Origin of the sequence: Anabaenopsis sp. FSS-46, assembly GCF_029891665.1 — a bacterium.
Lineage (GTDB): Bacteria > Cyanobacteriota > Cyanobacteriia > Cyanobacteriales > Nostocaceae > Anabaenopsis > Anabaenopsis arnoldii.
The window spans coordinates 1-26,442 of record NZ_JANQDG010000100.1 but is presented as its reverse complement, the minus strand read 5'-3'; the positions used below and the strand labels follow the sequence as shown (position 1 = coordinate 26,442).

The following is a 26,442-nucleotide window of genomic DNA, read 5'->3' as shown; positions in this document are numbered from 1 at the left end:
GCTTTCAAACTATAATATTTTCATGGTTCGGTGTTCCCTCGGACTCCGCTTTGCAGCGCTTGTCTCTCAGGCACTTATCCAATATAGCTACTGTCTCTAGCTTTGTCAACTCTTTTTTTCTAATTTTTGCAGATTTTTTTTCATCTCTCTGAAAGTCTTATATAGCAAGCCTTTTGAGGTATAGTTGGTCTGTAAATCAAAAAAAAAGTAACTAAGTTGTGAGTAAATTCGGTGTTTTACCGCCAAGGGTAGTTCTAGATCCTTTGCTGCGTGGCTGGTTGGTAGAAGATATTGGTCGGGGCGATCGCACTACTCAATCTCTGTTATGCCAAAATGCAACTACAGGAGAAGCTCAATGGGTCGCTAAAGCATCGGGGATAATTGCGGGGTTACCAGTTGCAGCCAGGGTATTTGAACTTTTGAATGAAAAAGTAAATTTTGTGGCTCTTGTCCCTGATGGTGAAAAGTGTGAACCAGGACAAGTCATAGCAGAAATTGATGGTTCCCTAGATGCGCTGCTCATGGGTGAACGGGTGGCGCTGAACTTGGCCATGGGGTTGAGTGGAATTGCTACTCTCACACATATATATGTAGAGCAAATAGCAGATTTACCGGCTCAGTTTGTGGACACCCGCAAAACTACACCAGGGCTGAGATTATTAGAAAAGTACGCATCTGCGGTAGGTGGAGCGATAAATCACCGCATGGGCTTAGATGATGCTGTCATGATTAAAGATAATCACATTGCTGCTGCTGGCGGAATTGGTGAAGCCATTACCCGCATTCGTTCCCAGATACCCTATCCTCTGACTATTGAAGTAGAGACCGAAACCCTAGAACAAGTGACGGCCGCATTAGAACATCAAGCGGATATTATTATGTTGGATAATATGCCTGTGGAGATGATGGGTCAAGCGGTGCAGTTAATCCGTCAGCAGAATACTAGGGTGAAAATTGAAGCTTCGGGAAATGTGACCCTAGAGACTATTCGCACTATTGCTGAGACCGGGGTTGACTATATATCTAGTAGTGCGCCCATTACTCAATCCAAGTGGTTAGATTTAAGTATGAAAATTTCAGGTAAATCAATCGCCCGATAGCGTAGCGTGGCTTAAGCCGTACTAGTTAGAGCTAAAATAGTCAAGTTTTACAGAAAGTCTCAGCCAATAGCCTCCCATAAACAGATAACATTAATATATGAACGCTACACAAGAACAACTAAAACTGAAACTTCAGCAGGCTTTAGTGACTGCTTTTGGCGCTGAGTACGCCGGAGTAGACCCAATTTTGGTGACTGCGAGTAATCCTAAATTTGGTGACTATCAAGCAAATGTGGCTTTGTCCCTGAGTAAAAAGTTAGGACAGCAACCCAGGGCGATCGCCTCTGCTATTGTGGAGAAACTAGATGTATCCGAGTTTTGCGAAACACCAGAAATAGCAGGACCTGGTTTTATCAATCTCAAGCTGAAAACTTCCTACCTAGAAACACAACTCAACGCCATTCAAGCAGATTCTAGGTTAGGAATACCAAAAGCGGAAAATCCAAAACGAGAAGTTGTGGATTTTTCTAGCCCGAATATTGCCAAAGAAATGCACGTGGGACACTTGCGCTCTACCATTATCGGTGATTGTATCGCCCGGATTTTGGAATTTCAGGGACATGATGTTTTGCGGTTAAACCACGTCGGCGATTGGGGTACACAGTTTGGGATGTTAATTACCTACCTGCGGGAAGTTTACCCAGAAGCCCTAACAACTGCTAATGCTTTAAATATTGGTGATTTAGTCAGTTTTTACCGCCAAGCTAAACAGCGCTTTGATGAAGATGAAGCTTTTCAAGACAAAGCGCGACAGGAAGTAGTGAGATTACAAGCAGGTGCAGAAGATACCCTTCATGCTTGGAAACTACTGTGCGAACAATCACGGCGAGAATTTCAGGTAATTTATGACCTGCTGGATGTGCAATTAAATGAACGGGGAGAATCTTTCTATAATCCCTTACTTCCCTGTGTGGTGGAAGATTTAGCCACATCCGGTTTACTAGTAGAGAATCAAGGCGCTAAGGTGGTTTTTTTAGAAGGTTTTACCAACCGAGAAGGTGAACCCCTACCTTTGATTGTGCAAAAATCCGATGGTGGTTATAACTACGCCACAACAGATTTAGCAGCTTTGCGTTACCGCATTCAAGAAGATCAAGCCCAACGCATAATTTATGTGACAGATTCTGGACAAAGTAACCACTTTGCCCAATTCTTCCAAGTTGCTTGTAAGGCGGGATGGGTTCCTGATCATGTAGAACTGGTTCATGTTCCTTTTGGTTTGGTATTGGGGGAAGATGGGAAAAAATTTAAAACTCGTGCCGGTGATACAGTCAGGTTACGGGATTTATTAGATGAGGCTGTGATTCGCGCCCGTACAGATTTAGAAGGTAGATTAAAAGAAGAAGAACGCCCAGAACCTGAAGAATTTATTAGTGAAGTTGCTAAGGTAGTTGGTATCAGTGCCGTAAAATATGCTGATTTAAGCCAAAACCGTACCAGTGATTATATTTTCAGCTACGACAAGATGTTGGATCTTAAGGGTAATACTGCACCCTATATGTTGTACGCTTATGCACGGATTCAGGGGATTAGCCGCAAGGGTGGAATTAATTTTAGCGAGTTAGGAGACAATGTTCAGGTGTTGTTACAGCATCAAACTGAGTTAGCTTTAGCTAAGTATTTATTACAGTTAGATGAGGTGATTACTACTGTTGAGCAAGAATTACTACCTAATCGATTATGTGAATATTTGTATGAGTTAAGTAAAAAGTTTAATCAGTTTTATGATCGTAACCAGGGGGTAAGGGTACTGGAGGCTGAGGAACCACTGCGGACATCCCGGTTAATCTTGTGTGATTTGACAGCTAGAACTTTAAAGTTGGGATTAGATTTGCTGGGGATTCCAGTTTTAGAGAGGATGTAAGAGTAAGTCCCCAGGCGGTTACGATGCCGATCCCACAACATTTATGTGATGTGATCAATTGTGTATTTCATTTCCATCAAGGCAGGTTAACAATCACTGTAGATGGACACAGATCCACACAGATGAATAGATTGTTGAGTTAAACTATTCCTCCGAAGTTCTGCTGCGCTAAAATGAAGGGGTTGGGGTGAAAATCTCTGCTGTTAATTTTCAGAAATAACCAATTTTTACCCAATTTCAGTCACAATGTCTCAAGAGCATAACCAACCCAGCCAGATTCAGCAGATAGCTAGTCTGAAACCCAAACATTTTGCTGATTTAATTAGAGCCGCCCAGTTAATTTTTGACCCTGCTGCGGGGCTAACAGGTAGACATGTACAAGTTAACTGGCAGGATTTTGGCATTCCCCATGATGTTGAGCAAAATTTAAAGGATCTGGGACTGCAATATCAGTATGCTTCTCCCCACATTCCTGGTGATATTATTTGGAGTCGATTAAGTCCGGAAACTAGAATCTGGTTTCTCAACAATAAAGATGATTTGTGGCGGTTTGAGGAAGCTTTCCCCGCACTCGATGAGGACTAGGGTTTGGCGCAGTTTCCTTGTAATTATGAGGTTAGGCAAAACCCCCATATTACAATATTTACCTTTCAGATCCCGGACTTCTGTAAGCAGACCCAAGAGTTGGGAATTTATGAAAGAAGTCCGGGTTCTAAATGGATCTAAATGCACTAAATAAACCTAATCATGCCAATGCTAAATTTTAGCATCGCTGACTAGACTGTGCAGTTTAATTCCCCGGCTTTTTGGCTAAAGCGGTGATTTTCGCGGTAGTCTACGGGACAATCGATAACAGCAGGTACATCTTGGTTGAGGGCTTCTTTAAGTACGGGGATTAAATCAGTAGCAGATTCAACTCTATAACCTTTTAAACCCATGCTTTCCGCTAGTTTGACAAAATCAGGATTACCAAAATGGACAAAAGATGAGTTACCTTTGCCAAATTGATTTTCTTGTTTCCATTCAATTAACCCATAGCCACCATCATTAAAAATTAAGGTGACAAAGGGAGTACCGACTCGTAAAGCTGTTTCTAATTCTTGACAATTCATCATAAAGCCACCGTCTCCAGTAGCAGCTACAACTTTGCGGTTAGGATAAACCAGTTTTGCTGCTAAAGCGCCAGGAATAGCAATTCCCATGGCGGCAAAACCATTAGAAATCAAGCAGGTATTGGGACTATGACAGTGATAATGTCTAGCAATCCACATTTTATGTGCGCCCACATCAGAAATGACGATATCATCGGGCCCCATAACTTGGCGTAAGTCATAAATTAATTTTTGGGGTTTAATGGGAAAACCATCATCGTGGGCGTACTGTTCGTAATCAGCACGAATATTTGCCCTTAAGCCGATCGCATAGGGATTAGGTTTACTCTGTCTATCTGCCAATTTTAAAATTTCATTGAGGGAATCGGAAATATCTCCGAGTACTTCCACACCGGGAATATAACTGCTGTCAATTTCGGCTGGGTTGGCTGCAATATGAATAATGGGAATATTACCTTGAGGATTCCATTTTTTGGGGGAGAATTCGATTAAATCATAGCCAATGGCAATTACCAAATCTGTATGATCAAAGCCACAAGTAATGAAATCTCTTTGCTGTAATCCCACTGACCACAATGTCAGTGGATGAGTATAAGGAATTACGCCCTTACCCATAAAAGTATTAGCAACAGGTATATTCATTTGGCTGGCAAATTGGGTAACTGCATCACTGGCATGAGCGCGAATTGCTCCATTACCTACTAGAATAATGGGGTTAACTGCTTGGGAAATGGCTGCCGCTGCTGCCCGAATACAAGCAAAGGAAGCATAGGTTTTTTCGATATTATCCCTTTGTAAGGGTTTGCCTTCTGCAGGCATAGCTGCAATATTTTCTGGTAAATCAATGTGAACTGCGCCGGGTTTTTCAGTTTGCGATCGCTTAAATGCTTTACGTACCACCTCCGGTGTAATACTGGGGCGCACAATCTGTTTATTCCACTTAGTTACTGGGGCAAACATTGCTACTAAGTCCAAATATTGATGGGATTCGATGTGCATTCTATCGGTTCCCACCTGACCAGTAATTGCGACTAAAGGCGCACCATCGAGGTTAGCATCTGCTACCCCAGTCATTAAATTTGTAGCACCAGGCCCCAGGGTAGAAAGGCAAACTCCAGCTTTACCTGTCAAGCGTCCGTAGACATCAGCCATGAATGCTGCACCCTGTTCATGACGAGTGGTAATGAATTGAATGGAAGAATGTTTCAGTGCTTCTAAAACGTGGAGGTTCTCTTCACCAGGAAGACCAAAAACATATTGTACCCCTTCGTTTTCTAGACACTGCACCAATAATTCAGCTGTATTCATTTGATTTCCTCGCTGGTTATAAATAAGTCTGGGGACTGAGTATTGGAAGAGTTAAATATCTGCCAATACCCCACAATTAATGACTAAATTAGTTCACCCACACGGTTTTTACATTGACGAACTCATGTATACCTTGAATACTTAACTCTCTGCCGTATCCAGACCGCTTAATCCCACCAAAAGGTAAGCGGGGGTCAGATTTAACCATGCTATTGATAAATACAGCACCTGCTGCGATTTCGGAGATTAGGCGATCGCATTCTTGATGATTATTAGTCCAAGCACTAGCACCTAAGCCGAAAGGTGTAGCATTAGCTAGTCGAATGGCGGCATTAATATCTGGTACACGGAATAACAGGGCAACTGGCCCAAAAAATTCTTCCTGGGCGATCGCACTATCTGGGGGGATATCTGTAATGATAGTGGGCGGGTAAAAGTTACCCGCCAGATGTGATAAAGGATGTCCACCGGTAAGGAGTTTACCGCCACTTTTAATGGCAGTTTGCACCTGTTGATGTAAGTCTTGGAGAATACCAGGGGTTGCTAATGGCCCTATATCCGTATCCGGCTGCATGGGGTCGCCTACTTTGAGCGCCTCAAATTTATCTAGAAGTAAATTTTCAAACTCAGGCGCGATGGACTCCACAATAATAAAGCGTTTTGCTGCTATGCAAGATTGCCCATTATTCAACATCCGGGCTGTAGTCGCCATGGTAACGGCGGTTTCTAAATCAGCACTTTCTAAAACAATAAATGGGTCACTACCCCCCAATTCTAAAACAGTTTTTTTGATTTGTTGACCCGCGGCGGCTGCCAGGGATGCTCCCGCTGGTTCACTTCCAGTTAAAGTGGCAGCTTTGACCCGGTGATCAGCTATGATATCGGCAACTTTGGCCGCACCGATTAACAGTGCTTGAAAAGCGCCTGGAGGAAAACCAGCCCGGCGGATAATATCTTCAATTACCAAGGCACACTGGGGGACATTAGAAGCGTGTTTCAGTAAGCCGACATTTCCCGCCATCAGGGTGGGGGCGGCAAAACGAAACACCTGCCAAAAGGGGAAATTCCACGGCATTACAGCCAGAATTACACCCAAAGGATCATAGCGCACAAAACTATGACTAGCATCGGTGGGGATGGGAACATCAGCCAGAAAACTCGGTGCTTGTTCAGCGTAGTATTGACAAACCAGGGCGCATTTTTCTACTTCTGCGATCGCCGCTTGATAAGGTTTACCCATTTCCAGGGTGATTATTTGAGCAAAATCAGCTTTTTCTTGCTGTAAAATGGTGGCAGCTTTTTCTAGCCATTGCGATCGCTCAGAAAAAGTTGTGTGGCGGTACTGTGCAAAAGTCTGACCAGCCAAATCCAGTTTAGAGGCAATTTCTACATCCTTGAGAGGCTCAAAGACTTTGATTGTCTCCCCGGTGGCGGGATTAATGGTGGCGATAGCCATTACCTGACCTCCCGTTAAATTTCATATCCATATTTCCAGAAGAAATATAGATCGAGGTAGCTTCCTAGTCTTACACATAATCTATTGTGCAAGCCATAACCAAATTTTATGATTTTTCTCAGGTTCGATTATTGAATACGGAATAACCGCAATTATTTTTATAATTAAATATACTTCTCTTATCCATAAATTTTGTTAAATCAGATACAATCTGAAATATACAAACCCCATCTCCTCTCCTTACCTTGGTAAGGAGAGAAAAGATTGGGAGAGGCTTAAATTAGTTTAACAGCACGCAAACCGAACAGCAGACCTACGGCTACGCCCATGAATAAAGCTAAAAAGCCAATATAAGCTATGACTCCAAACATTGATTTTTCTCCAGAATAAAGCACTATATCTATTGAATCATGGGGAATGGGGAATGGAAAATTTGACATCTCCCCTGGTTAAAACACAGGGGATTCTAAACTGATGTTGCTACGCAGGGCCAAGCTATGCTACGCAACGTTTACAACGTGATTTACTTAATCTAATAGATTAAGTAAATAATATTGTTTTGGGAGTGTCAAAGCTCCCCTACCCACCTTGGCTAAGGTTATACTTAGCTGTGTGGCTACTTAAGTTGACATCTTTTGGGTTTTTCACCATATTTGTAGATGCCTTTTTTTTCATTTTAACTGAATTTGATAGTATTCTTTAATTTCCTTCATATTTATGGCGCCATAGCTGCCGTGTTTGCTCAATGTCCATCTCAAATATCCCATCCAAATTACGATAGAATACACCGCACGCTCGCTTATTTGACTTTGGGTAATGACCTCTGTAATTAACGTAAATCTACCGCAGCAATCTTACGAGATTGCCATAGCTCCATCAAGCTTAGATGAATTAGGTCAGAAAATGTCCACACTGAACCTAGGTAAAAAAGTCTTAGTTGTTTCTAATCCCAGCATTTTTAAACATTACGGTGAGAAAACAGTAAAATCTCTCACATTAGCTGGTTATGAAGTAGCCAGTTACAACCTCCCACCAGGTGAACGTTACAAAACCCTCAACTCCATTGAAAAACTTTATGATGTTGCCTTAGAAAACCGCCTAGAACGGTCTTCAACCATGGTAGCCCTAGGTGGGGGGGTGATTGGAGATATGACAGGATTTGCTGCCGCCACATGGCTGCGAGGTATTAATGTCATACAAGTACCCACCACCCTGCTAGCAATGGTAGACTCAGCTATTGGTGGTAAAACCGGTGTAAATCATCCCCATGGCAAAAACTTAATTGGGGCTTTTCATCAACCGCGATTAGTATTAATTAGTCCAGAAACCCTCAAAACTCTGCCCATGAGGGAATTTCGGGCTGGGATGGCGGAAGTAATTAAATACGGTGTCATTTGGGATGCAGAATTATTTACCCAGATGGAAGGGACTAAACACCTGAATCAACTCCGCTATATGAAGCCGGAATTTATAGAATACATATTAACTCGTTCTTGTCAAGCAAAAGCTGATGTTGTCGCCAAGGATGAAAAAGAAGGGGGACTCAGAGCAATTCTCAACTATGGACATACCATTGGTCATGCGGTGGAAAGCCTGACAAACTATCGTTTACTCAAACATGGTGAAGCTGTGGCTATTGGTATGGTAGCAGCTGGACAGATTGCCCTAGAACTAGGTATGTGGACAGCTGAAGATAGTAAACGGCAAAATGCACTAATTGAAAAAGCCGGTTTACCAACTCGACTACCACCGGGTTTAGACATTGAGGCGATTATTGATACACTACAACTAGATAAGAAGGTCAGGGACGGTAAAGTTAGGTTTGTCTTACCTACCCAAATGGGTGTGGTGACAGTTACCGATGAAGTACCCACAGAAACTATCCGGAGGGTGTTGCAAAGTATGTAGGGTTACCCACCTTTAAGGCGCTGTTCCATACCAATATTGCCTTGCAAGCCGCCTGTGTGTAAAAGTAAGATGCGATCGCCCCTTGGAAACACTCCCTGTTGGAGTAAATTCATCACACCATAGAACATTTTGGCAGTATATACGTAATCAAGTTGGATGTGGTGTGAGTTTTGAAATTCCTGACTAAACATGAGGAGATGATCATTAACCTTTGCATAACCACCAAAGTGATAATCATAGATTAATTCCCAACCTGTGGGGGAGTAACTTGGTGCGGGTAGTCCAGAGTCGAGATACTTCTGGATCAGGTTATGGATTTCCTGAGCCAGAAATTCTGCATTTTTGAGGACAGGAAAACCAATTACGCGTTGTTCTGGATTCAGGGAAAGTACGATACCCGCTAGGGTTGTACCTGTCCCGCAAGCCAAGCAGATAGTATCAAATGCGTCTGCGTAACCCACTATCTCCATACAACCGCGTACCCCGTTCAAATTGCTACCACCCTCAGGAATAATAAATAGGTCACCAAAAGCTTGTTTTAACTCCCCGTGTAATTGTATGCTGTGGTTGTTTCGGTAACTCTCACGATTCAGGTATACTAGCTGCATACCTTGCTGTACAGCAAAACTCAAAGTAGGGTTGAGTGGTAAACTTTCATGTCCACGAATCACCCCGATAGTACGGAACCCAAAGAGATTACCAGCCGCCGCTGTAGCAAATATGTGGTTAGAATAAGCACCACCAAATGTGAGAATAGTTGAGTAATTTTGTTGATGGGCTTCCCGGAGGTTATATTTTAATTTAAACCATTTGTTACCGTTAACCAATTGGTGCATAGAATCCAGACGTAGTACAGATAAATCTACACCAGCACTTCGGGTAATCTCATTTTCTATTTTCTGAGTTAAAGGGGGAAAAAAAGGTAAGGACATGGATAAAATTTGACTCAAAGACGCAAAAAGCAAAAAATCACCCAGACATTGATTTCTGGTTGTATAAAACTATTAAATTAAGGTTAATAAATTCATGCATAATTCAACCAAGCTACCACAAAAGTTAATGCTCCTGGGTGCAGGAGAATTGGGAAAAGAATTTGTAATTGCAGCGCAAAGGTTAGGTAATTATGTAATTGCTGTTGACCGTTATCTTAATGCGCCAGCCATGCAGGTAGCTGACTGCTATGAGGTCATTTCTATGCTGAGTGCTGATGAATTAGAAACTGTTGTACAAAAGCATCAACCTGATTTTATTGTACCAGAAATTGAGGCAATTAGAACAGAGAAATTAGTCGAGTTTGAAAAACGCGGAATTACAGTTATACCCACAGCAGTGGCAACTAACTATACCATGAACCGAGATAGGATTAGGGAACTAGCACATCAAGAGTTAGGAATTAGAACTGCTAAATATGGCTATGGTTCTACCTTAGAAGAATTGATTGGTGTTGCTGATCAAATTGGGTTTCCCAATGTTGTTAAACCTGTAATGTCCTCTTCCGGTAAAGGTCAATCTGTTGTCAATAATCAGGAGGAAGTTGCAGCAGCTTGGAATTATGCGATCGCCAATTCTAGGGGAGATAGTCAAAAGGTAATTGTAGAGGAATTTATCAACTTTGAAATAGAGATCACCCTACTTACTATTAAACAGTGGAATGCACCGACAATTTTTTGTGCTCCCATTGGTCATCGTCAAGAAAGAGGGGATTATCAAGAATCTTGGCAACCTGCTGGTATTTCTGAAGACCAAATATTAGCAGCTCAAGCAATAGCCAAGAAGGTTACCGACGCATTAGGGGGAGCGGGAATATTTGGCGTAGAGTTCTTCATCACCAAAGATGAGGTAATTTTTTCGGAACTTTCACCCCGCCCCCATGATACAGGAATGGTAACATTAATCTCCCAAAATTTGAACGAATTTGAATTACATTTACGAGCTATTTTAGGCTTACCAATTCCCCATATAGAACAGTTGGGATCTGCGGCTAGTGCGGTGATTTTAGCTGATAAACACTCAGATACAGTCGCCTTTACTGGTGTAGCTGAAGCTTTGTCAGTACCCAATGTAGATATTAGACTATTTGGCAAACCTAACGCCCATCCTTATCGACGTATGGGGGTGGCTTTGGCTCAGGGTAATAACATTTTAGAGGCGCGGGAGAAGGCTAAAAAAGCAGCTAGTCAGGTGAAAATTATTTAATTTTATGAGTGGATACCCACCCAGAAGATCACTGTAAAGCCTTGAATAGTCTCAAATACCAAGTATATATCCCATGGACACACCCCCGCTAATTGTCTTTGTAACTACCATGATTACCTGTGGTCTAATCTCCTGCGTGTCGCCAAAAACCGACACTACTAATAGTGTAAGTTCTCCAGAGTTGCAAACGGATAACTCATCTGTGATTACTAACAACAGTAAACCCAGTTCAGAAACCATCCTGAATGAAGTTATTAACCGTCAGAAAAGTTTACAGGTTTGCAATTTTGAGTTTAACCCAGAAACAGCACGGGAATTCTCAGAAGTCTATATTGGGGAAAATCATCAGCACCTAGTACAGCTACTTTGTTATATGGCTGCTTATCAAGGTGCATTTGCTTTCGTGAAAGTAGATACATCCGGGACAGAAATCAAAATTCAGCCCATGGGGTTAGAAATAGCTGGATTTCCCACCTATGATCCTAAAACTAAGATTCTCTCCAATAGTTACAAGTACATTGGTGCTGGTACTTGTATTCAAGAAACTCAATATTATTGGAATGGGGAAGAACTCAGATTAATTAGTTCACAGAACATAGATCAAATTCCTAACGGTTGTCAGGACTTGGGAGTATTGACCCCTTCAGAAAGTCAGGTAATCACTAACAAGAATATTGGGGTTGCTAAATTGGGTATGACATTAGGGGAACTCAAGGAGATTTTAGGTGAGGGTGCAACATTTGAACCAGTTTCTCTGGGGGTTGATCAAGGGGAAGGAATTAAAGTCAGTCAAGATGCTAGGGTACAGTATCTGTTAGGTTTTGCTGATGGTGACGTGAAAACAGCTAACTCTCGAATTACCATGATTACGGTTGAAAACCCTAATTACAGAACAAAGGAAGGAGTAGGTCCGGGTACTCCACTCAAAGCAGCAGTTGCAACCTACGGACCGGTGACCCTATCCTACAACTTGAATAATGAGGCACGAGAGTATATTAAATTTGCGCGGGGACTGGGTGCTGATGCGGGGGTAGTCATCAGGTCAAATCAGTGGACAATTACAGAATACGCTGGTATGTATACTGATACTCAAGCTGAATTCAACCAAACCCAAAACTACCATGACCATGCAGCTATTGGCTCAATTACCATTAGATAAACCTAAGTCTACAGCTATGCGATGAGCGCAAGCAAAACCAGAAAAGGCGACGGCGTTTAACCCTTGACCGGGAAAGGTACTGTCACCGACACAATAAAGTCCGGGAATGGCTGTACGATTAAATGGCATATTTAATAGTCCCGGTAATTTCCGCCGGGGAATTGGCCCATAGGTTCCATCTTCACGCCCTAAAAAGCGTTGATGGGTGCGGGGTGTACCTACTTCTAGATAATCTAAGCCAGCATCTAATCCAGGGAAAATCTTTTCTAGTCGGTCGATGATTTGCCAAGCTGCAGCTTCTTTTTTGGCCTCATACTCACTTGCAGACATTTCTCGCCAATCCTCAATCGATTGGGGTGTGAAGGCATGAATAATATGATAGCCCTCTGGTGCCAATTTTGGATCTAGTAATGTGGGGATGGAAACGAAAAGTGTCCCTGCTGGTGCTGTCATGTTCTCCCAGTCTTCCAGAATTATATGATGGCACTCTGTGCTACGAGGCAATACTGCTGCGGCTACTCCTATATGTAAACTCAAAAAGCTGGGGGATTTTTTATAGGTTTGTTGCCATTTTTTTTCATTAGCCGGTATTTTCCCTACAGGTAGTAATTTAGTAAAAGTGTCCCAACGTGTGGCATTAGAAACTATCCGTCGAGCATGATAAACTTGACCACTAGCCAATTGTACACCAACGGCTTTTCCTTTTTCTAGGAGAATCTTTGTAACTCTGGCTTGGTACTTAATCTGACCTCCGGCTTTTTCTAAACCTTCTACCAATTTTTGGGCAATTTGTCCTACCCCACCTTGGGGATAATTAACCCCACCATAGTGTCTATCAGCAAATACCATCGCCGCATTTATCATCGGGGTCATGTCAGCTTTGACTACGGACCAGCAATAACACTCTATGTCAATAAATTGCAATAATTGCGGATCTTTAATATAGCGTCGCGCCACATCTCCTACATTTTGAGGGAGATATTTAACTAAACTAAGACAGGCCAAAGGATGCTGCAAAAATGTCCGCAGCAAATACCGAGGTTCTTCTAATGACAGCAAATCTATGGTATTGAGACAGTTAAATACTTTCCAGCACTCGTCATAAAAGCGACGAATACCTATTTCTTCATGGGGAAAATAGGCAATAAGATGTTGCAAAAAATTATCATAAGTTCGCTCGACTTTGATGTCTAAGCTGGGTAAGTGATAGTGAATCTGTACAGGATCCGTGATTGTTTCTTGACTGACGTTCACAGCGTCTAAAGCGCGGGTGAGTAAGTTGGTAGTACCTTTTTCGCCAAATCCGAAAATCATTGACGCCCCAACGTCAAATCGATAACCCTGGCGATCAAAGTAACCCGAACTACCCCCTGGAATCAAATAACTTTCTAGTACCAGCACTTGAGCGCCTTTGGCTGCTAACTGGGTTGCGGTTACTAAACCACCAATTCCAGAGCCAATGATGATCACATCCAATGTCGGATTTAGGGATGGAGACATAGGGGCAGATATGCAATAAAATTAACTAATTATTTAGTATTTTATATCACTTTTGATTCTTCGGGTATGGAAATAAAAAGAGGGACAAGCCCGCTACCGCTGGCTAATCCCGTCTGCCGATCCTTAAAGAGAGGAGAACACTAATTAGTAATATAACTTTGATTGAGAATATCTGTCAAGTATTATTGAAAATTACTTTCAATAAATTCGGCAGTGTTGATTTTAGCTGTCAGTGGGATACTTGAGGGAGTATGATGGTGTTTCAGATCAAGAAGAAAATTGCCCTATTCCGGCTATGACGGTACAACTGCGCGTTTATGTCCCCCCCCATCCTCTGATTAAGCATTGGTTGGCGGTTGCTCGAGATGCTTCCACTCCTTCGGTGTTGTTTCGTAGTGCTATAGTTGAGTTGGGGAGATGGTTAACTTACGAAGCGGCTAGAGAGTGGTTACCGACCCTGGAAACTGTGGTGCACAGTCCTTTAGATTCGTCTCCAGCTACTTTGATTAACCCAGAAGTCCCCGTGGCGGTTGTGCCGATTCTCCGGGCGGGTCTAGGTTTACTTGAAGGTGCTCAGTCTCTGTTACCTTTGGCTTCGGTTTATCATTTAGGTTTGGTTCGTAATGAGGAAACTCTCGAACCGGTCTGTTATTTGAATAAGTTACCTGAAAAATTTCACCCGGAAACTAGGGTATTAATCACAGACCCAATGTTGGCGACGGGTGGGTCAATTATGTTTGCTATGTCGGAATTAGTACAACGTGGGGTTGACCCAAGTTTGACTAGAATCGTTTCTGTAGTAGCCGCACCGCCAGCTTTACAAAAGCTTAGTGCTGAATATCCTGGTTTAAATATTTATACTGCCACCATTGATGAGATAGTCAATGACCGGGGGTATATTGTACCGGGGTTAGGGGATGCAGGCGATCGCATCTTTGGCACATAAGCTAGTATGCAGCTAGGGAAGTTCTTGAAGGCGGTAATATATGAGTCAACGTGATGGTTTTGGTAGTGGTTTTGTAGCAGGGACAATTTTTGGTAGTATAGTTGGTGGTATTATTGGGGCTGTGATTGTTTCCCGACAAACTGAGGAATTGACAGCAGAATCAGCAGAACTGACTAATGGCCAACTCAAAACTAAAAAAGTATCGCCAAAACAACGCCAAATGTTCGTCTCAGATGATGAAGCTATGGAAGTGGAAACAGCCAGGCGATCGCTAGAAGATAAAATTGCCCAGCTAAATGCCACAATTGACGAGGTAAGACAGCAGTTAGGAAATGTCAATGGCGGTTCTACCCAGTCAGTCAATGACCGCTCCCTCACCCCAGATTCTTAAAGTGATTGATATTTGGCTATAGTAGTTAATGCGGCAAACCGCACACTTCATGACATGGACTCAAGTAAAATCAATAATAAGACGGTTTTTGACACTTAGCAGGAAAATAACTTATCCATGAACTTACTTTTTACTACTTTGGCAACCTTTGTCACCTTCTATAGCTACTTGCTAATTATCCGAGTGCTGTTAACTTGGTTTCCCACAATCAACTGGTACAATCAGCCCTTTGCGGCTTTAGCCCAAATCAGCGATCCTTACCTGAATCTTTTCCGCTCAATTATTCCTCCATTGGGCGGTATGGATTTCTCCCCTATCTTAGCCTTCTTAGCACTGAGTTTTATTGGTGGCTTACTAAGAAGCCTAACCGCCCTTTCATTTGCACAGCCTTTTTAGCAAAAATACCAACTAAATATAAAGTTTTGTAGAGACGTTCCTTTCCAATCGTCTCTACATTGCTTTTTGGGCGATTCTTATTAAGAATTAAGAATTATTGCCGAACTTGTCTGCTAAATCCAGAGGCTTTAAACTGTTTGAGATGCAAGGGTTCCGGTTGATTCGCGGCTACAGAAATCCTGATGGCAAAATCACTAATACCCGGCGGAACTTCGGGGATAGAACCCAGACGAGTGCGGTTCTGCATGACTGGGTTATTGTTGGCATCATAAATGCGTCCAAATATATCTGCATCATATACTGTTTTATAAGTAGCGTTTTCTGCCTTACCAGTGACAATAAAGCAATTAGCTGCCGCACTACCACTGCTGATTACCGATCCTGCTGCCAATTCTGCCGGACAGTCTTGATAAGATATATCAAATAGTTTCACCTGTGTTAGAGCTATAGCTGGAGGTGTAAATACCCACAATTGCAAGAGAGTCAGGAAAGATATAACAATGACATTAATTCGTGTTCTCATATTTAAGTTTGGTGTCATCGAACTTAACTAAAATTTGTACCGCAGCCGGCAATTTTGTCTAGATTAACTTAGCTGAACTTAATGAGTTGGAGACAGAAAAGGTAATAATTGGGTAAATAAACCCACAGTTGCTATCAACTTATGACTCCAGATGAGATTGAAACAGCCTTGCAAGCAGCTTTTAACAGTTGTGATACAGCTGGTTGTCCTCTCACTGATATGCAGAAGCAGATATTACTGCGAGTGGTGGAGGAAATTCCGGGAGACCCTAACTTGAAGATATCAGATATGGGTAACCCCTTAGATGAACTTTCTACAGAAGAATTGACAGCTTTTTTACGGTTTGTTAAGAACCAAGAACAGGAAAACTGTAGTTGGAAGGTACAATTACTCAATGATTGGCTAAATGATCATAATTCGGGAAATGTCCAATTTATTCGCCAACGCTACGGTTTAGGTTGGCTTAATCGTGTCCAATCATATCATTTTAATAAGTATTCTGAGGCTGGGGATACACTCAAGTTGAGAGTAGGCGATCGCATTGAAATTGCCAATGGATTATGGGAATGGGTCAAGGACGATGGTCCGTGTCAGCGTCAATGGTTTTCCTGTATTGTCCTCCAAATTAACGAAATAGATGACCCGGAGGGTTCATCTATTACTTGTGTAGTTCGCCTCTACAATGGTGCTGAGTACCAAATTCCAGGTATATATACATGGAATCGCCATAATTGGCGCTGGCCACAAAAATAACTCTATCTAACGAGGTAATTTTGCACTGCTTGGCGCATCACATCCACAGGTACAGTATCCCGCTGTAACCAGATTTTTAATGCTGCTACGCCTTGTTGGACAAGCATTTCTAAACCATCAATGACAATTGCGCCCTGTTTTTGCGCTTGTTGTAGAAATTGTGTAGGCTGAGGAATATATATTAAATCGTAAGCGATCGCACCCGGTGATAAATTTTGCAGATATTCTTGACTCACAGGTGACTGATTCACGTGGGGATACATACCCACAGGGGTAGTATTTACTAGCAAATTAGCTTCAGGAATTAGCTTTCCTAGGTCTTCCCAGAGATGAATTTGCAATTTTGCTGCTAGGGGTGAATTTCCCCAACTTTTGCCGAACTCAGCTAATTTGTGCATATTCCGCCCCACCACATGAATTTGCGCCAACCCTAGCTGCTGACAACCAGCTACAACCGCCCTAGCTGCTCCACCATGGCCTAAAATGACCGCTGTTTTCTGGCTCCAGTCTTGCTGATAGGTTGTCTGTAAAGGAGCAATAAAACCTTCTATGTCCGTGTTTGTACCTACCCACCCCTGATTTTGACGGCTAACGGTATTGACTGCGCCTATAACTTGGGCAATGGGGGAAATTTCTGATAATAAAGGCATAATTGCCTGTTTGTGAGGGATGGTAACGCTAAAACCCACAACATCCATAGCAGCCAAACCCGCTATGGCTAACTCTAAATTTTCTGGTTTAATTGGTAAAGGCAGATAAATATAATCTAGTCCTAATTCAGCGATCGCCGCATTATGCATCACTGGTGACAAGGAATGTTCTACCGGATACCCAATTACCCCTAAAAGTTGCGTTTTACCTGTAATTACTACTTTATTCATTGGTCATTAGTCACCAGACTGGTGGGGAATACAATTAAATTATTAACAGCTACTTAATATTTCTTTATATCATGCAACTAACCACAGCTTCCTCTACAAATCCCATTCCTGGTCAATATTGGCAGTGGCGGGGTCATAATATATACTACGTCCACAGGGGAGAAAAACAACCCCAACGTCCACCCTTGCTGTTAGTCCATGGGTTTGGCGCATCCACAGATCACTGGCGCAAGAATATCACAGGACTGTATCTAGATTTTGAAGTATTTGCCATTGATCTGTTAGGGTTTGGGCGTTCAGCAAAACCGAAACTCCAGTACAGCGGTGATTTATGGCGCGACCAACTGGCTGATTTTATCAGTGAAGTTATTGGTCAGAAGACCATACTAGCAGGTAACTCCCTGGGGGGGTATGCTTGTTTGTGTGTAGCAGCACAATGTCCTGATCTTGCGGCCGGTTTAGTCTTACTCAACAGTGCTGGACCGTTTAGCGAAAACCCATCTATTTCTGAACCCGAAGCATTACAATCACAAATTCAACCCCCTAAACAACCTTCTGGGTTACAAAAACTCTTAGGTGATTCCGTGAAGTGGACTTTTAAACAACGTTTCGCTCAGTTGCTGTTATTTGAATATGTACGACAACGTTGGGTAATTCGCCGCACCTTAAAAAAAGTTTATCTTGACCACAGTGCAGTCACAGACCAATTAGTAACAGAAATTGCCCGACCTGCTTATGATCCCGGTGCTTTAGATGTATTTGTTTCCGTTTTTAGCACCCCCCAAGGGGAAAAAGTTGATGTGCTGTTAAAACAGTTAACTTGTTCCCTGTTATTATTGTGGGGAGAAGCTGACCCTTGGATGAATGCCAGAGAACGTTCCCAGAAGTTTCGTCAATACTATCCCCAACTAACAGAACATTTTCTGAATGCAGGTCATTGTCCCCATGACGAGGTACCAGAACAGGTCAACCAGCTTTTACGGGATTGGGTGGAATTGAAAAAAGATTAGAACAACGAAAAGCGGTTAAAAATCTAAGGATTAGATTTTTAACCGGGTTTTATGGGTTTACAGGTTTCCAATTCTTGAAGTTAATTATTTGAGAGGCAAAAATAAGGTTTACAGAGCATCTAGCAATATCAGCAATATGATTTGGCTACAAGAGCAACATCATGTTTATCGGCACTTGCTTTTGATTTGCTGATATTCACTGGGGTGTATGACGGGGGGACACACAGTCATTTACCCTGGGTTATTGTTTATATTGCGTCCTGATGTTGAAAATACCACTAACTTGATGATATTCAAACCTAAATTTACGAAACTTGATATTTTGTTCTGGTTAATTATCAATCATCCTCACTCCCACAACTGAGATGAGGTTTACACAGAGATCACAAATTTAAAATCCACACACACAGCCGACTCACGCCAGTGTTACCAACCTTAAATTATCATGTTTGAATGTGCTGCTCTAAAGTTTCAATTAAGGTAGGTTTTAGTACCGCACCCACAACTATATCAACTTGTCTTCCCCCCTTAAATACCATTAGCGTGGGAATAGTACGAATACCGTAATGACTAGCAACAGTGGGATTTTGATCAGTGTTTAACTTCGCTACTTTTATCAGTCCTGCGTATTCCCCAGCGATCGCATCTACAACCGGAGACACCATCCGACAAGGACCACACCAAGGAGCCCAAAAGTCCACTAAGACTGGAATTTCACTTTCCAGTACTTCTTTTTTAAATGTGGCTTCTGTGACATTGACAATGGATGACATAATTGCCTCCTGATTAATTCATTGATTTGATTTTGTCGAATAAAGAAAATATAGGGCATTTAAAAAAATGATGCAATTACAAAAACCTTATAATTAACTCAAGATGTTAAAATATAGGTTTGTATATTTAATTGTCAACTAGGCTACTACTCCCTGCTAATTAGGTATTTAAAGATATGTACTCACATCAAATTACCAAAATCCAGCATTAACGCAGTAGTTCAATAGCAAAATTATTCAGCACTTATGGCTATTTTCTCAATGGGCGATAGTGCCACCACAGAATTAGGAAAATCTTGTTAGCCATCGTAAGAATTGTTTTGATGTTGGTGTCAATAATGTACGGCGATAAGTATCAGCCGCTTTTTTAATAGCTTCTGCTTGAGTTGGGTAGGGATGAATTACATTAGACAGACCATTTAAACCAATTTTATTGACAATGGCCGTGGTTACTTCACTGATGGTTTCCCCTGCATGACGACAAACAATTGTTGCTCCTAAAATTCTATCAGAACCCCTCTGGTGATGAATTTTAACAAAACCATCCTCTTCACCATCTGCGATCGCCCGGTCTACAGTACTAAAAGGAATCTTAATAGTATTAATCTTCATACCTTGTTCTTGAGCCTCCTGTTCATACATTCCCACATGAGCAATTTCTGGGTCAGTATAAGTTACCCAAGGGATGACTAAATTACTAAGTTTGTATCTTCCTAAACCAAAAGGTGAAAACAAAGTATTTTTAATCACAATTCGAGCCGCCGCATCAGCTGCGTGAGTAAACTTCCACTTCATACAGATATCACCAGCAGCATAAATTTTGGAGTTAGTGGTTTGTAAATAGTCATTAACCTTCACTCCCTGGCGGTGATTGTATTCCACTCCCACTGCTTCTAAATTTAAACCTTCAACATTAGGAACGCGTCCTGTAGCAACTAAAATCTCATCCACTGTGATTGACATCGGCGAGCCGTTGCTGAGAAAATATATCACTTTTCCCTCAATACTCTTCTCAATATGATCTATTTGGCTATTTAAAAGCAAGTGTATTTTTTCTTGGATAAAACAGTTTTGCAGAATTTCTGCCGCTTCGGGATCTTCCCTGTTTAAGATGTGGGAACCCTGATGAAATAAGCTCACTTGAGATCCTAGACGCTGGAAAGCCTGAGCCAATTCACAACCAATCGGTCCACCGCCAATCACAGCCAAGCGTTTGGGGAGTTCAGTCAGTGAAAATACCGTTTCATTAGTGAGAAAACCAGCCGCTTCCAGTCCCTTAATTGGGGGTCGCATAGCTCTAGCACCTGTAGCAATCACAGCTTTTTTAAAGCGGATTTTTTGGCTATCAACCTCAATAATATTATCACTGGCAAAACGACCGGTTCCCAAGAAAACATCAACCCCAAGGTTGCGAAAACGAGTCGCAGAATCATGATGACTGATACCTGCTCTCACCTTTCGCATCCTTTCCATAACTTGAGGAAAATCAACTTTGATGTCTTCAGGGGTATTAATACCAAAACCTTGCGCCCCGGAAATTTCACCAATCACACGAGAAGACCGGATCATACATTTTGAGGGAATACAACCAAAATTTAAACAGTCTCCCCCCATCAAATGCTTTTCAATTAAAGCGACTTTTAATCCCAAGTCTAGACCTGCAGATCCTGCTGCTACAACTAATCCAGCCGTACCAGCACCAATCACAACCAAGTCGTAACAATCAACAGGTTGAGGATTGACCCAATGGGGTGGATGAACGTAAGAAATTAGTTTCTGATTATGCTCATCCGTGGGTAGGATAGTTACTTTTGGCAATGGTAAATTTGACATTATTTACTCCTGTCTTACCACATCAAGACTGTTAATGTAAAACTTCATTTTCTAAAGCCTTGCGAGCAACTTTAGTAATATATACTGTCACAGTAACCGTGGCTATGAAGCCAAGAATCCGAATTAACCACTGTAAACCGGGGTTATCAGGTTGAGATGCGGTACCAATGGCGGCCAGATTACCGGCCAAGGAACCGACATAAACATACATAATTGTTCCGGGAATCATACCAATAGATCCGAGAATGTAATCTTTGAGGGTAACTCCGGTAACACCATAGGCGTAGTTCAGAAGATTGAAGGGGAATACAGGAGAGAGTCGGGTCAACAAAACAATTTTCAATCCTTCTCTACCAACAGCTTCGTCAACAGCCCTGAATTTTTGATTACCTGCTATTTTTTTAGCAACCCAACCCCTGGCTAAATAGCGTCCAACTAAAAAAGCGGCTGTGGCTCCTATAGTTGCACCAATGAAGACGTAGATCGAACCCATAACCAGACCAAACACAACACCTGCACCAAGAGTCAAGATTGACCCTGGCAAGAAGGCGACCGTGGCAATAATATAAAGTAGGATAAATGCTAATGCTCCCACAGCACCAATACCATCTATCCACTGTAAGGCATTTCGCAAGAACATTTGGGGATCGAAGCCAGCAGCATTTTGGGCAGATTCCTGACCCCAAGCGGGTTCAGCCACAAGTACTGCAGTAAGGCCAAATAATATGAGTATCAAAAAAACAATACTAGAAGGCTTTTCCAAGTTTTTATTGATCATTTTCAAAACCCAGTCGTTTGACTTCTGCCCAAGGGTACTAAAACCACGATTTCTGCTTGCTTGAGCCGCAGCAATATGGCGATTTGTTGTGTATCCACATTCATGAGTAGAATGTATTGCCTAAATGAACAGGCGCGGCAGGACTCGAACCTGCGACAGTCCGCTTAGAAGGCGGATACTCTATCCAACTGAGTTACGCGCCCAAGCTAGCATAGTAGCTTCTTACGAAATCACTTTCGTGATTGTATCATCATCTAGTACCAAAAAGCAAATGAAAATTGTGGATGCCAAAAAAACGGCTTATAGCCACAGACAGAGCAAGCCTACTGACTCCTACTCCATTGGTGAAAATATTTTTGAAGTCTTGGCTTAGTTGGGTGTCAGTGTTTTATGCTGGAAGAATTGGCGTTGCCTGCAAATACTCAGTCAATATTTGGCATGGATTTGCCACTAGTATATTTTCTTATTTCTTGGGAGGGCTAATTTTCGGTTACACAGAAATAATTATAGACCAAAAACCAGATGTGTCGATTATTGATGTGTTGTTTTATCCTGACTTATATTTCCCTTGACGTAAGGATGATTTTAGGTTTAGCTTCCCAAAGTATAAATTTAGAAAAATTCCAGTTGCTCATTGTCTCAGACATTGCAAGGTTTGCTACCTTGTTAGTAGTATGGTGGATTTCTATGGAAAAGACAGCACCCTCAAAGCCTCTAGTTGCTAGCTTCAATTGGTTTGAGGTATTCGACGATGTGGTTTTATTAATTATTGCCCCAGGGAGGGCTAATAGCCTTTTTGGCGGGAAAATCTGCCAAATATTGCAGAATGGTTGCACAGGCCGCTTTTTGGATCTACATTGCAGATATATGGTTTAAGTATGCTCAAGGGTCAAACTATCAAAGTGGAGAAATGCTAGAAGTGTTTTGGATATTTATTGGAGTGTTATGTCCTATGGGATCTGTCCTAAAAGATAACCCATCCTTTAGCCGAACTCCGCAGGAGTGCGGTTGCAAACGAGCTTAGAAAATTTGGTATCTACCGTGAGAAAATTAACAGAGCCTGACAAACGAGAAATTCTCAAGTTATATCGAGAAAGTGCCGAAACAACATCAACTTTGGCGGAACGTTATGGTGTAAGTAACTCGACAATTAGTCGCTTACTCAAAAGCACCTTACCGGAAGATGAATATGAATATCTGGTTTCTCTCAAACGTGCGGCCAGGACTCCTGAAGGTCGGGCGCAGGTAAGTTACACCCAGTTACCTTTCTTAACTCAACCAGAGCCGGAGCCAGATCTGCCCAGCCAGGAAAAAGCCATCCCTCGCTTGAGATTACCAGATATCCCCCCGCCAAAACCGGTGATCGAAGAACACCAACCGCAGGAAGAGGAGGATCTCAGCCCCTCTATAAGACGAGTCCGTCGGCGTTCTTCGGCAGAAGAGAAACCAAGGTTACGTACAGCAAGGCGATTAGAAATAGTTGAACCCCAGCCCGGTGAACTGGCGGGTATTCCTGCTCCCCTGTTAAAGGAAGAACATCCTCAGGTAAGTGTTATTTCCCGTATGCTAGTCGAGGATTTGCTAGATGAGTCAGAGGATTTGTCAGATTTAGAGGATGATTTAGACGAGGAGGACTACGAGGAGGACTACGAGGAGGAGGAGGAATATCTAGAGGATTCAATGCCTTTAGTTACAAGACGAAGGGTGAATGAGCTAGCGGTGCAAGTCTTGCCATTTTCCGCAGCACAGTTGCCGAAAAGTTGTTATTTGGTAATTGATAGATGCTCGGAGTTAATTACCCGACCACTGAAGGATTTTGGCGACTTGGGACAAATCCCTAACTTAGAAACCTTGCAAAGAACTTTGCCAGTATTTGATAACCATCGAGTGGCAAAGCGCTTCTCTACCAAGCGCGATCGCGTAATTAAAGTTCCCGATAGTAAAGTACTACATAAGGCTAGTACTCATCTCCAAGCCAAGGGGATTACGCGACTGTTGATTGATGGTCAGGTGTACTCTCTGTCTATGGTCTAAAATGTATGGAGATACCTGCTCATTATGGTGTAGTACTGGTGACAACTGCCAACAAGCAGGAGGCAGAAACAATTGCTAATGCCCTTGTAGAAGCTCAACTGGCTGCCTGTGTCAGTCTGTTGCCAATCCATTCTATTTACTCTTGGGAAGGAGAAATATACAAAGAGTACGAGTGGCAGTTGCTGATTAAAACTGATTTGGCCTTATTTTCCAGTTTGGAAGCCAAAATTCGGGAACTCCACTCTTACGAGGTCTCAGAAATCATAGCTTTACCTATTGTTGCCGGTTCGCAAGCCTACTTGCAATGGATTTCTCAACAGCTTAAATCCTACTAGCAGCTCACCCGTAAATTGCCCAAAAGTACCGCGGCCACTTGGCTTTAGGCGTGGAGAGTGTGAATGTAATACTGCTGTAAATATCCACCATAAAACTAGTGGTGATGCTAGGAATTAATCTTAGCCGAATCGGTGGAGGTTGTTTAAGTCAGCCTGAGAAAGTTCGTTTATGGACTCTTCGGAAATCCCCGGTTTATAAAACCGGGGTTGAACAATACAAAAAATCTAAATCTGAGTATTGATAGCTTTGGCAAAGCGCTCTGCCAAGTTAATAATGTCCTGTTTGCGGGCGATTTTATTGATCCATTCCTGGGGAATATTTTCCAGTCCGTAGTATATCCCTGCTAACCCGCCAGTCACAGCGGCAGTGGTGTCTGTATCTTTACCCAAGTTGACAGCTGTCAGTACGGCTTCGGCGTAAGAGGAAGTATTTAGCAAACACCACAGGGATGATTCCAGGGTGTCAATTACGTAGCCTCCAGAATTAATCTCTTCAACTGGTATCTGGGCTATTTCACCACTGAATATTCTGCGAAAATGAGGTTTCTCTAAAATATATTCACGGTCGGAATACAGTGATTGGATTTTTGCTAATCCTTGTAAATAAGCTGTTTCCGGTTTAGCCCCTTCTAGTAAGGCTACGGCAATACTAACATAAATACCGCAGGACATTTGCGATCGCAGATGACCATGGGTAATGGCAGAGACATCATGGACTCTAGCAATCAATTCGGGGAAAGTTAGGTGAGGATAACAATAAGCCATGGGTAAAATTCTCATCAAAGAACCATTACCATTGCTATGTTCTAGCCTCCCTCCTGCTTGGTGAGGTACAACACCCTGCTTCAGGCGCATAATTGCTTCATGGGTAGTCATACCAATATCAAACAATTCACCGCGAGCAGTCCAATAAGCTTGTTTATACCAGCGCCAAAAGGAATTAGCTATGGTATCTAAGGAATAACCCCGACACAGGCTTTCTGCCAAGCAAAATGTTAAAGAACTATCATCTGACCAGGTTCCGGGTGGTTGCTCCCATGTACCATAGCCTAACATCGTTGTCACTGGAGATTTAATTCTTTCGGCACGGCTAGTAAACTCCACAGGTACACCCAACGCATCACCGACACATAAACCCATCAAACCAGACAATGTTTTTGCAGCGGTTAGCATGATTCACTCTCCATGAAAACTATCAAAACTTAACTTTTTGACACTCCCCGCTAATTGCAAAGTGGTGCTATATAAATCCTAGACAAGTCTAGAGATTTATTTCTTACTTCAATGGGAGCGGTTATCCCTCAGTAAGCTTTCAAGGTTTAGCCAACCTCGATAAGTTAATTGCTGCGTTTAATATCAATTTACATTGAATGACCACAACTTCCACAGTTGTAAATTTTTTCTTTTAGTGGCATATCTGGGATATGCCCACAAGTGCAGGTTTTGGTTGATGGGTAAAATCTATCAGCAATTATAATTTCACAACTGTAGGAAAGCTTACAAAGTATATGCTGGGATTTGTTAAAATATAGCATTTCCCATGCTCGTGAGGTACAATTTTTTTTAGTTTGAGGGAACAGGGAATTGGGAATTGGGAATTGGTGTGTACTTGATGAGCCCGAAAAAGGCTTTATTTGCTTTTTTAAGATTGACTGTCATTTTTGGTGGATATACCCTAGGTGGTGTGATTAATTACTATGTTATAGATTAATCCACTGTGGGGCGAGTTTAGATCCCCGACTTCTCACATAATCATAGACACCTCACCATAATTTATCTAGAAGTCGGGGATCTGAGGGTGTCTCTAGGGGCGATCGCCGGTACGGGGTTTAAACGCAAAGGTCGCTAAGTAGGCGCAAAGGTTCGCAAAGGTGTTTTTTGACAATATTTTATTTGGTTGGGTGGGATGTAAGAAACCAGGGGTGATGTGTTTGTTGGTCGATGGCCTGTACGGTTTTTAAACGCAAAGGTCGCTAAGTACGCGCAAAGGTTCGCAAAGGTGTTTTTTGACAATATTTTAATTAGTTGGGTGGGTGGGGTCGGATTACTAGATCCCGGAATTCTCACATAATTAGCGATACTCTACCATAATTTATCTAGAAGTCGGGTATCTTTGGGGCGATCGCCTGTACGGGGTTTAAACGCAAAGGTCGCTAAGTACGCGCAAAGGTTCGCAAAGGTGTTTT

The 26,442-nt window shown here is 42.3% G+C and carries 24 protein-coding genes and 1 tRNA gene; 13 read left to right on the top strand and 12 right to left on the bottom strand.

Annotated features, from left to right (window positions below; translation table 11 throughout):
• Positions 1 to 218: 218 nt before the first annotated feature.
• The 3 genes from nadC (at position 219) to NWP21_RS11605 (ending at position 3,549) form a co-directional block, all read left to right on the top strand.
• The gene (nadC, locus tag NWP21_RS11615; protein ID WP_280792818.1) at positions 219 to 1,100 is read left to right on the top strand and encodes a carboxylating nicotinate-nucleotide diphosphorylase; all 882 of its coding nucleotides are present in this window, start codon (positions 219 to 221) and stop codon (positions 1,098 to 1,100) included.
• A 97-nt stretch (positions 1,101 to 1,197) separates the two neighbouring features.
• On the top strand, positions 1,198 to 2,964 hold the full coding sequence (gene argS / locus NWP21_RS11610; RefSeq protein ID WP_280792817.1) for an arginine--tRNA ligase: 1,767 nt from the start codon (positions 1,198 to 1,200) through the stop codon (positions 2,962 to 2,964).
• A 246-nt stretch (positions 2,965 to 3,210) separates the two neighbouring features.
• Complete coding sequence (locus NWP21_RS11605; protein WP_271731493.1) at positions 3,211 to 3,549, top strand: hypothetical protein; 339 nt, start codon at positions 3,211 to 3,213, stop codon at positions 3,547 to 3,549.
• 191 nt (positions 3,550 to 3,740) lie between these two features.
• On the opposite strand, the gene NWP21_RS11600 is transcribed toward NWP21_RS11605, so the two are convergent.
• The 3 genes from NWP21_RS11600 to petL all read right to left on the bottom strand — a co-directional run bounded on the left by NWP21_RS11600 (position 3,741) and on the right by petL (position 7,211).
• Positions 3,741 to 5,384: an acetolactate synthase large subunit gene (locus tag NWP21_RS11600; protein ID WP_280792816.1), complete on the bottom strand. Its 1,644-nt coding sequence runs from the start codon at positions 5,382 to 5,384 to the stop codon at positions 3,741 to 3,743.
• Positions 5,385 to 5,472: 88 nt separating this feature from the next.
• The gene (locus NWP21_RS11595) at positions 5,473 to 6,840 is read right to left on the bottom strand and encodes an NAD-dependent succinate-semialdehyde dehydrogenase (RefSeq protein ID WP_280792815.1); all 1,368 of its coding nucleotides are present in this window, start codon (positions 6,838 to 6,840) and stop codon (positions 5,473 to 5,475) included.
• 275 nt (positions 6,841 to 7,115) lie between these two features.
• Entirely contained in the window at positions 7,116 to 7,211 is a 96-nt protein-coding gene (petL, locus tag NWP21_RS11590; RefSeq protein WP_200989640.1) for a cytochrome b6-f complex subunit PetL, read from the bottom strand.
• A gap of 445 nt (positions 7,212 to 7,656) precedes the next feature.
• Between petL and aroB the strand changes: the two genes are divergently transcribed.
• Positions 7,657 to 8,748 carry a 3-dehydroquinate synthase gene (gene aroB / locus NWP21_RS11585; protein WP_271732792.1) on the top strand — a complete coding sequence of 364 codons (1,092 nt, stop codon included), beginning with the start codon at positions 7,657 to 7,659 and terminating at the stop codon, positions 8,746 to 8,748.
• A gap of 2 nt (positions 8,749 to 8,750) precedes the next feature.
• Here aroB and NWP21_RS11580 read toward each other — a convergent pair whose 3' ends face one another.
• Positions 8,751 to 9,680, bottom strand: coding sequence for a pyridoxal-phosphate dependent enzyme (locus tag NWP21_RS11580; RefSeq protein ID WP_280792814.1), 930 nt, complete (start codon positions 9,678 to 9,680; stop codon positions 8,751 to 8,753).
• A gap of 94 nt (positions 9,681 to 9,774) precedes the next feature.
• Here NWP21_RS11580 and purT point away from each other — a divergent pair, with 94 nt between their 5' ends.
• Positions 9,775 to 10,944 (top strand): formate-dependent phosphoribosylglycinamide formyltransferase, encoded by a 1,170-nt coding sequence (gene purT / locus NWP21_RS11575; protein WP_280792813.1) that lies wholly within the window; start codon positions 9,775 to 9,777, stop codon positions 10,942 to 10,944.
• Positions 10,945 to 11,017: 73 nt separating this feature from the next.
• On the top strand, positions 11,018 to 12,103 hold the full coding sequence (locus NWP21_RS11570) for a DUF1176 domain-containing protein (RefSeq protein WP_280792812.1): 1,086 nt from the start codon (positions 11,018 to 11,020) through the stop codon (positions 12,101 to 12,103).
• Here the strand turns inward: NWP21_RS11570 and crtH are convergent.
• Complete coding sequence (gene crtH / locus NWP21_RS11565; RefSeq protein WP_280792811.1) at positions 12,086 to 13,603, bottom strand: carotenoid isomerase; 1,518 nt, start codon at positions 13,601 to 13,603, stop codon at positions 12,086 to 12,088. The genes NWP21_RS11570 and crtH overlap by 18 nt on opposite strands.
• A 295-nt stretch (positions 13,604 to 13,898) precedes the next feature.
• On the opposite strand from crtH, the gene upp reads away from it, so the two are divergent.
• The 3 genes from upp (at position 13,899) to NWP21_RS11550 (ending at position 15,336) form a co-directional block, all read left to right on the top strand.
• Positions 13,899 to 14,549: a uracil phosphoribosyltransferase gene (upp, locus tag NWP21_RS11560; protein WP_271732824.1), complete on the top strand. Its 651-nt coding sequence runs from the start codon at positions 13,899 to 13,901 to the stop codon at positions 14,547 to 14,549.
• 40 nt (positions 14,550 to 14,589) lie between these two features.
• A complete protein-coding gene (locus NWP21_RS11555) occupies positions 14,590 to 14,940 on the top strand; it encodes a hypothetical protein (RefSeq protein ID WP_280792810.1) in 351 nt (116 codons plus the stop codon).
• Between the two features lie 117 nt (positions 14,941 to 15,057).
• The gene (locus NWP21_RS11550) at positions 15,058 to 15,336 is read left to right on the top strand and encodes a YggT family protein (RefSeq protein ID WP_280792809.1); all 279 of its coding nucleotides are present in this window, start codon (positions 15,058 to 15,060) and stop codon (positions 15,334 to 15,336) included.
• A gap of 94 nt (positions 15,337 to 15,430) precedes the next feature.
• Here the strand turns inward: NWP21_RS11550 and NWP21_RS11545 are convergent, their stop codons facing one another.
• Positions 15,431 to 15,859, bottom strand: a complete 429-nt coding sequence (locus tag NWP21_RS11545) for a biotin carboxylase (protein WP_280792808.1) — start codon at positions 15,857 to 15,859, stop codon at positions 15,431 to 15,433.
• 141 nt (positions 15,860 to 16,000) lie between these two features.
• Here NWP21_RS11545 and NWP21_RS11540 point away from each other — a divergent pair, with 141 nt between their 5' ends.
• A complete protein-coding gene (locus tag NWP21_RS11540) occupies positions 16,001 to 16,612 on the top strand; it encodes a hypothetical protein (protein WP_280792807.1) in 612 nt (203 codons plus the stop codon).
• Positions 16,613 to 16,614: 2 nt separating this feature from the next.
• On the opposite strand, the gene NWP21_RS11535 is transcribed toward NWP21_RS11540, so the two are convergent.
• A complete protein-coding gene (locus NWP21_RS11535) occupies positions 16,615 to 17,493 on the bottom strand; it encodes a shikimate dehydrogenase (protein ID WP_280792806.1) in 879 nt (292 codons plus the stop codon).
• 71 nt (positions 17,494 to 17,564) lie between these two features.
• On the opposite strand from NWP21_RS11535, the gene NWP21_RS11530 reads away from it, so the two are divergent.
• The gene (locus NWP21_RS11530) at positions 17,565 to 18,503 is read left to right on the top strand and encodes an alpha/beta fold hydrolase (protein WP_271732811.1); all 939 of its coding nucleotides are present in this window, start codon (positions 17,565 to 17,567) and stop codon (positions 18,501 to 18,503) included.
• Positions 18,504 to 18,946: 443 nt separating this feature from the next.
• Here NWP21_RS11530 and trxA read toward each other — a convergent pair whose 3' ends face one another.
• From trxA to NWP21_RS11510, 4 genes are all read right to left on the bottom strand, one after another.
• The gene (trxA, locus tag NWP21_RS11525; protein WP_271732813.1) at positions 18,947 to 19,276 is read right to left on the bottom strand and encodes a thioredoxin; all 330 of its coding nucleotides are present in this window, start codon (positions 19,274 to 19,276) and stop codon (positions 18,947 to 18,949) included.
• Positions 19,277 to 19,561: 285 nt separating this feature from the next.
• Positions 19,562 to 21,109 carry a mercuric reductase gene (locus NWP21_RS11520; protein WP_280792805.1) on the bottom strand — a complete coding sequence of 516 codons (1,548 nt, stop codon included), beginning with the start codon at positions 21,107 to 21,109 and terminating at the stop codon, positions 19,562 to 19,564.
• Between the two features lie 31 nt (positions 21,110 to 21,140).
• Positions 21,141 to 21,887: a TVP38/TMEM64 family protein gene (locus tag NWP21_RS11515; RefSeq protein ID WP_280792804.1), complete on the bottom strand. Its 747-nt coding sequence runs from the start codon at positions 21,885 to 21,887 to the stop codon at positions 21,141 to 21,143.
• A gap of 129 nt (positions 21,888 to 22,016) precedes the next feature.
• Positions 22,017 to 22,090: transfer RNA gene (locus tag NWP21_RS11510), tRNA-Arg, on the bottom strand.
• A gap of 838 nt (positions 22,091 to 22,928) precedes the next feature.
• Here NWP21_RS11510 and NWP21_RS11505 point away from each other — a divergent pair.
• Both NWP21_RS11505 and cutA read left to right on the top strand, forming a co-directional pair.
• Positions 22,929 to 23,921 (top strand): transposase, encoded by a 993-nt coding sequence (locus tag NWP21_RS11505; RefSeq protein WP_280792819.1) that lies wholly within the window; start codon positions 22,929 to 22,931, stop codon positions 23,919 to 23,921.
• A gap of 5 nt (positions 23,922 to 23,926) precedes the next feature.
• Complete coding sequence (cutA, locus tag NWP21_RS11500; RefSeq protein WP_271732821.1) at positions 23,927 to 24,256, top strand: divalent-cation tolerance protein CutA; 330 nt, start codon at positions 23,927 to 23,929, stop codon at positions 24,254 to 24,256.
• 225 nt (positions 24,257 to 24,481) lie between these two features.
• Here cutA and NWP21_RS11495 read toward each other — a convergent pair whose 3' ends face one another.
• Entirely contained in the window at positions 24,482 to 25,429 is a 948-nt protein-coding gene (locus NWP21_RS11495; RefSeq protein WP_280792803.1) for an ADP-ribosylglycohydrolase family protein, read from the bottom strand.
• Positions 25,430 to 26,442: the final 1,013 nt, after the last annotated feature.

Coding starts and splice junctions, on each gene's coding strand:
- argS (WP_280792817.1), top strand. CDS start 1,198: ATGAACGCTACACAAGAACAACTAAAACTGAAACTTCAGCAGGCTTTA.
- NWP21_RS11605 (WP_271731493.1), top strand. CDS start 3,211: ATGTCTCAAGAGCATAACCAACCCAGCCAGATTCAGCAGATAGCTAGT.
- NWP21_RS11600 (WP_280792816.1), bottom strand. CDS start 5,384: ATGAATACAGCTGAATTATTGGTGCAGTGTCTAGAAAACGAAGGGGTA.
- NWP21_RS11595 (WP_280792815.1), bottom strand. CDS start 6,840: ATGGCTATCGCCACCATTAATCCCGCCACCGGGGAGACAATCAAAGTC.
- petL (WP_200989640.1), bottom strand. CDS start 7,211: ATGTTTGGAGTCATAGCTTATATTGGCTTTTTAGCTTTATTCATGGGC.
- aroB (WP_271732792.1), top strand. CDS start 7,657: ATGACCTCTGTAATTAACGTAAATCTACCGCAGCAATCTTACGAGATT.
- NWP21_RS11580 (WP_280792814.1), bottom strand. CDS start 9,680: ATGTCCTTACCTTTTTTTCCCCCTTTAACTCAGAAAATAGAAAATGAG.
- purT (WP_280792813.1), top strand. CDS start 9,775: ATGCATAATTCAACCAAGCTACCACAAAAGTTAATGCTCCTGGGTGCA.
- NWP21_RS11570 (WP_280792812.1), top strand. CDS start 11,018: ATGGACACACCCCCGCTAATTGTCTTTGTAACTACCATGATTACCTGT.
- crtH (WP_280792811.1), bottom strand. CDS start 13,603: ATGTCTCCATCCCTAAATCCGACATTGGATGTGATCATCATTGGCTCT.
- upp (WP_271732824.1), top strand. CDS start 13,899: ATGACGGTACAACTGCGCGTTTATGTCCCCCCCCATCCTCTGATTAAG.
- NWP21_RS11555 (WP_280792810.1), top strand. CDS start 14,590: ATGAGTCAACGTGATGGTTTTGGTAGTGGTTTTGTAGCAGGGACAATT.
- NWP21_RS11550 (WP_280792809.1), top strand. CDS start 15,058: ATGAACTTACTTTTTACTACTTTGGCAACCTTTGTCACCTTCTATAGC.
- NWP21_RS11545 (WP_280792808.1), bottom strand. CDS start 15,859: ATGAGAACACGAATTAATGTCATTGTTATATCTTTCCTGACTCTCTTG.
- NWP21_RS11540 (WP_280792807.1), top strand. CDS start 16,001: ATGACTCCAGATGAGATTGAAACAGCCTTGCAAGCAGCTTTTAACAGT.
- NWP21_RS11535 (WP_280792806.1), bottom strand. CDS start 17,493: ATGAATAAAGTAGTAATTACAGGTAAAACGCAACTTTTAGGGGTAATT.
- NWP21_RS11530 (WP_271732811.1), top strand. CDS start 17,565: ATGCAACTAACCACAGCTTCCTCTACAAATCCCATTCCTGGTCAATAT.
- trxA (WP_271732813.1), bottom strand. CDS start 19,276: ATGTCATCCATTGTCAATGTCACAGAAGCCACATTTAAAAAAGAAGTA.
- NWP21_RS11520 (WP_280792805.1), bottom strand. CDS start 21,109: ATGTCAAATTTACCATTGCCAAAAGTAACTATCCTACCCACGGATGAG.
- NWP21_RS11515 (WP_280792804.1), bottom strand. CDS start 21,887: ATGATCAATAAAAACTTGGAAAAGCCTTCTAGTATTGTTTTTTTGATA.
- cutA (WP_271732821.1), top strand. CDS start 23,927: ATGGAGATACCTGCTCATTATGGTGTAGTACTGGTGACAACTGCCAAC.
- NWP21_RS11495 (WP_280792803.1), bottom strand. CDS start 25,429: ATGCTAACCGCTGCAAAAACATTGTCTGGTTTGATGGGTTTATGTGTC.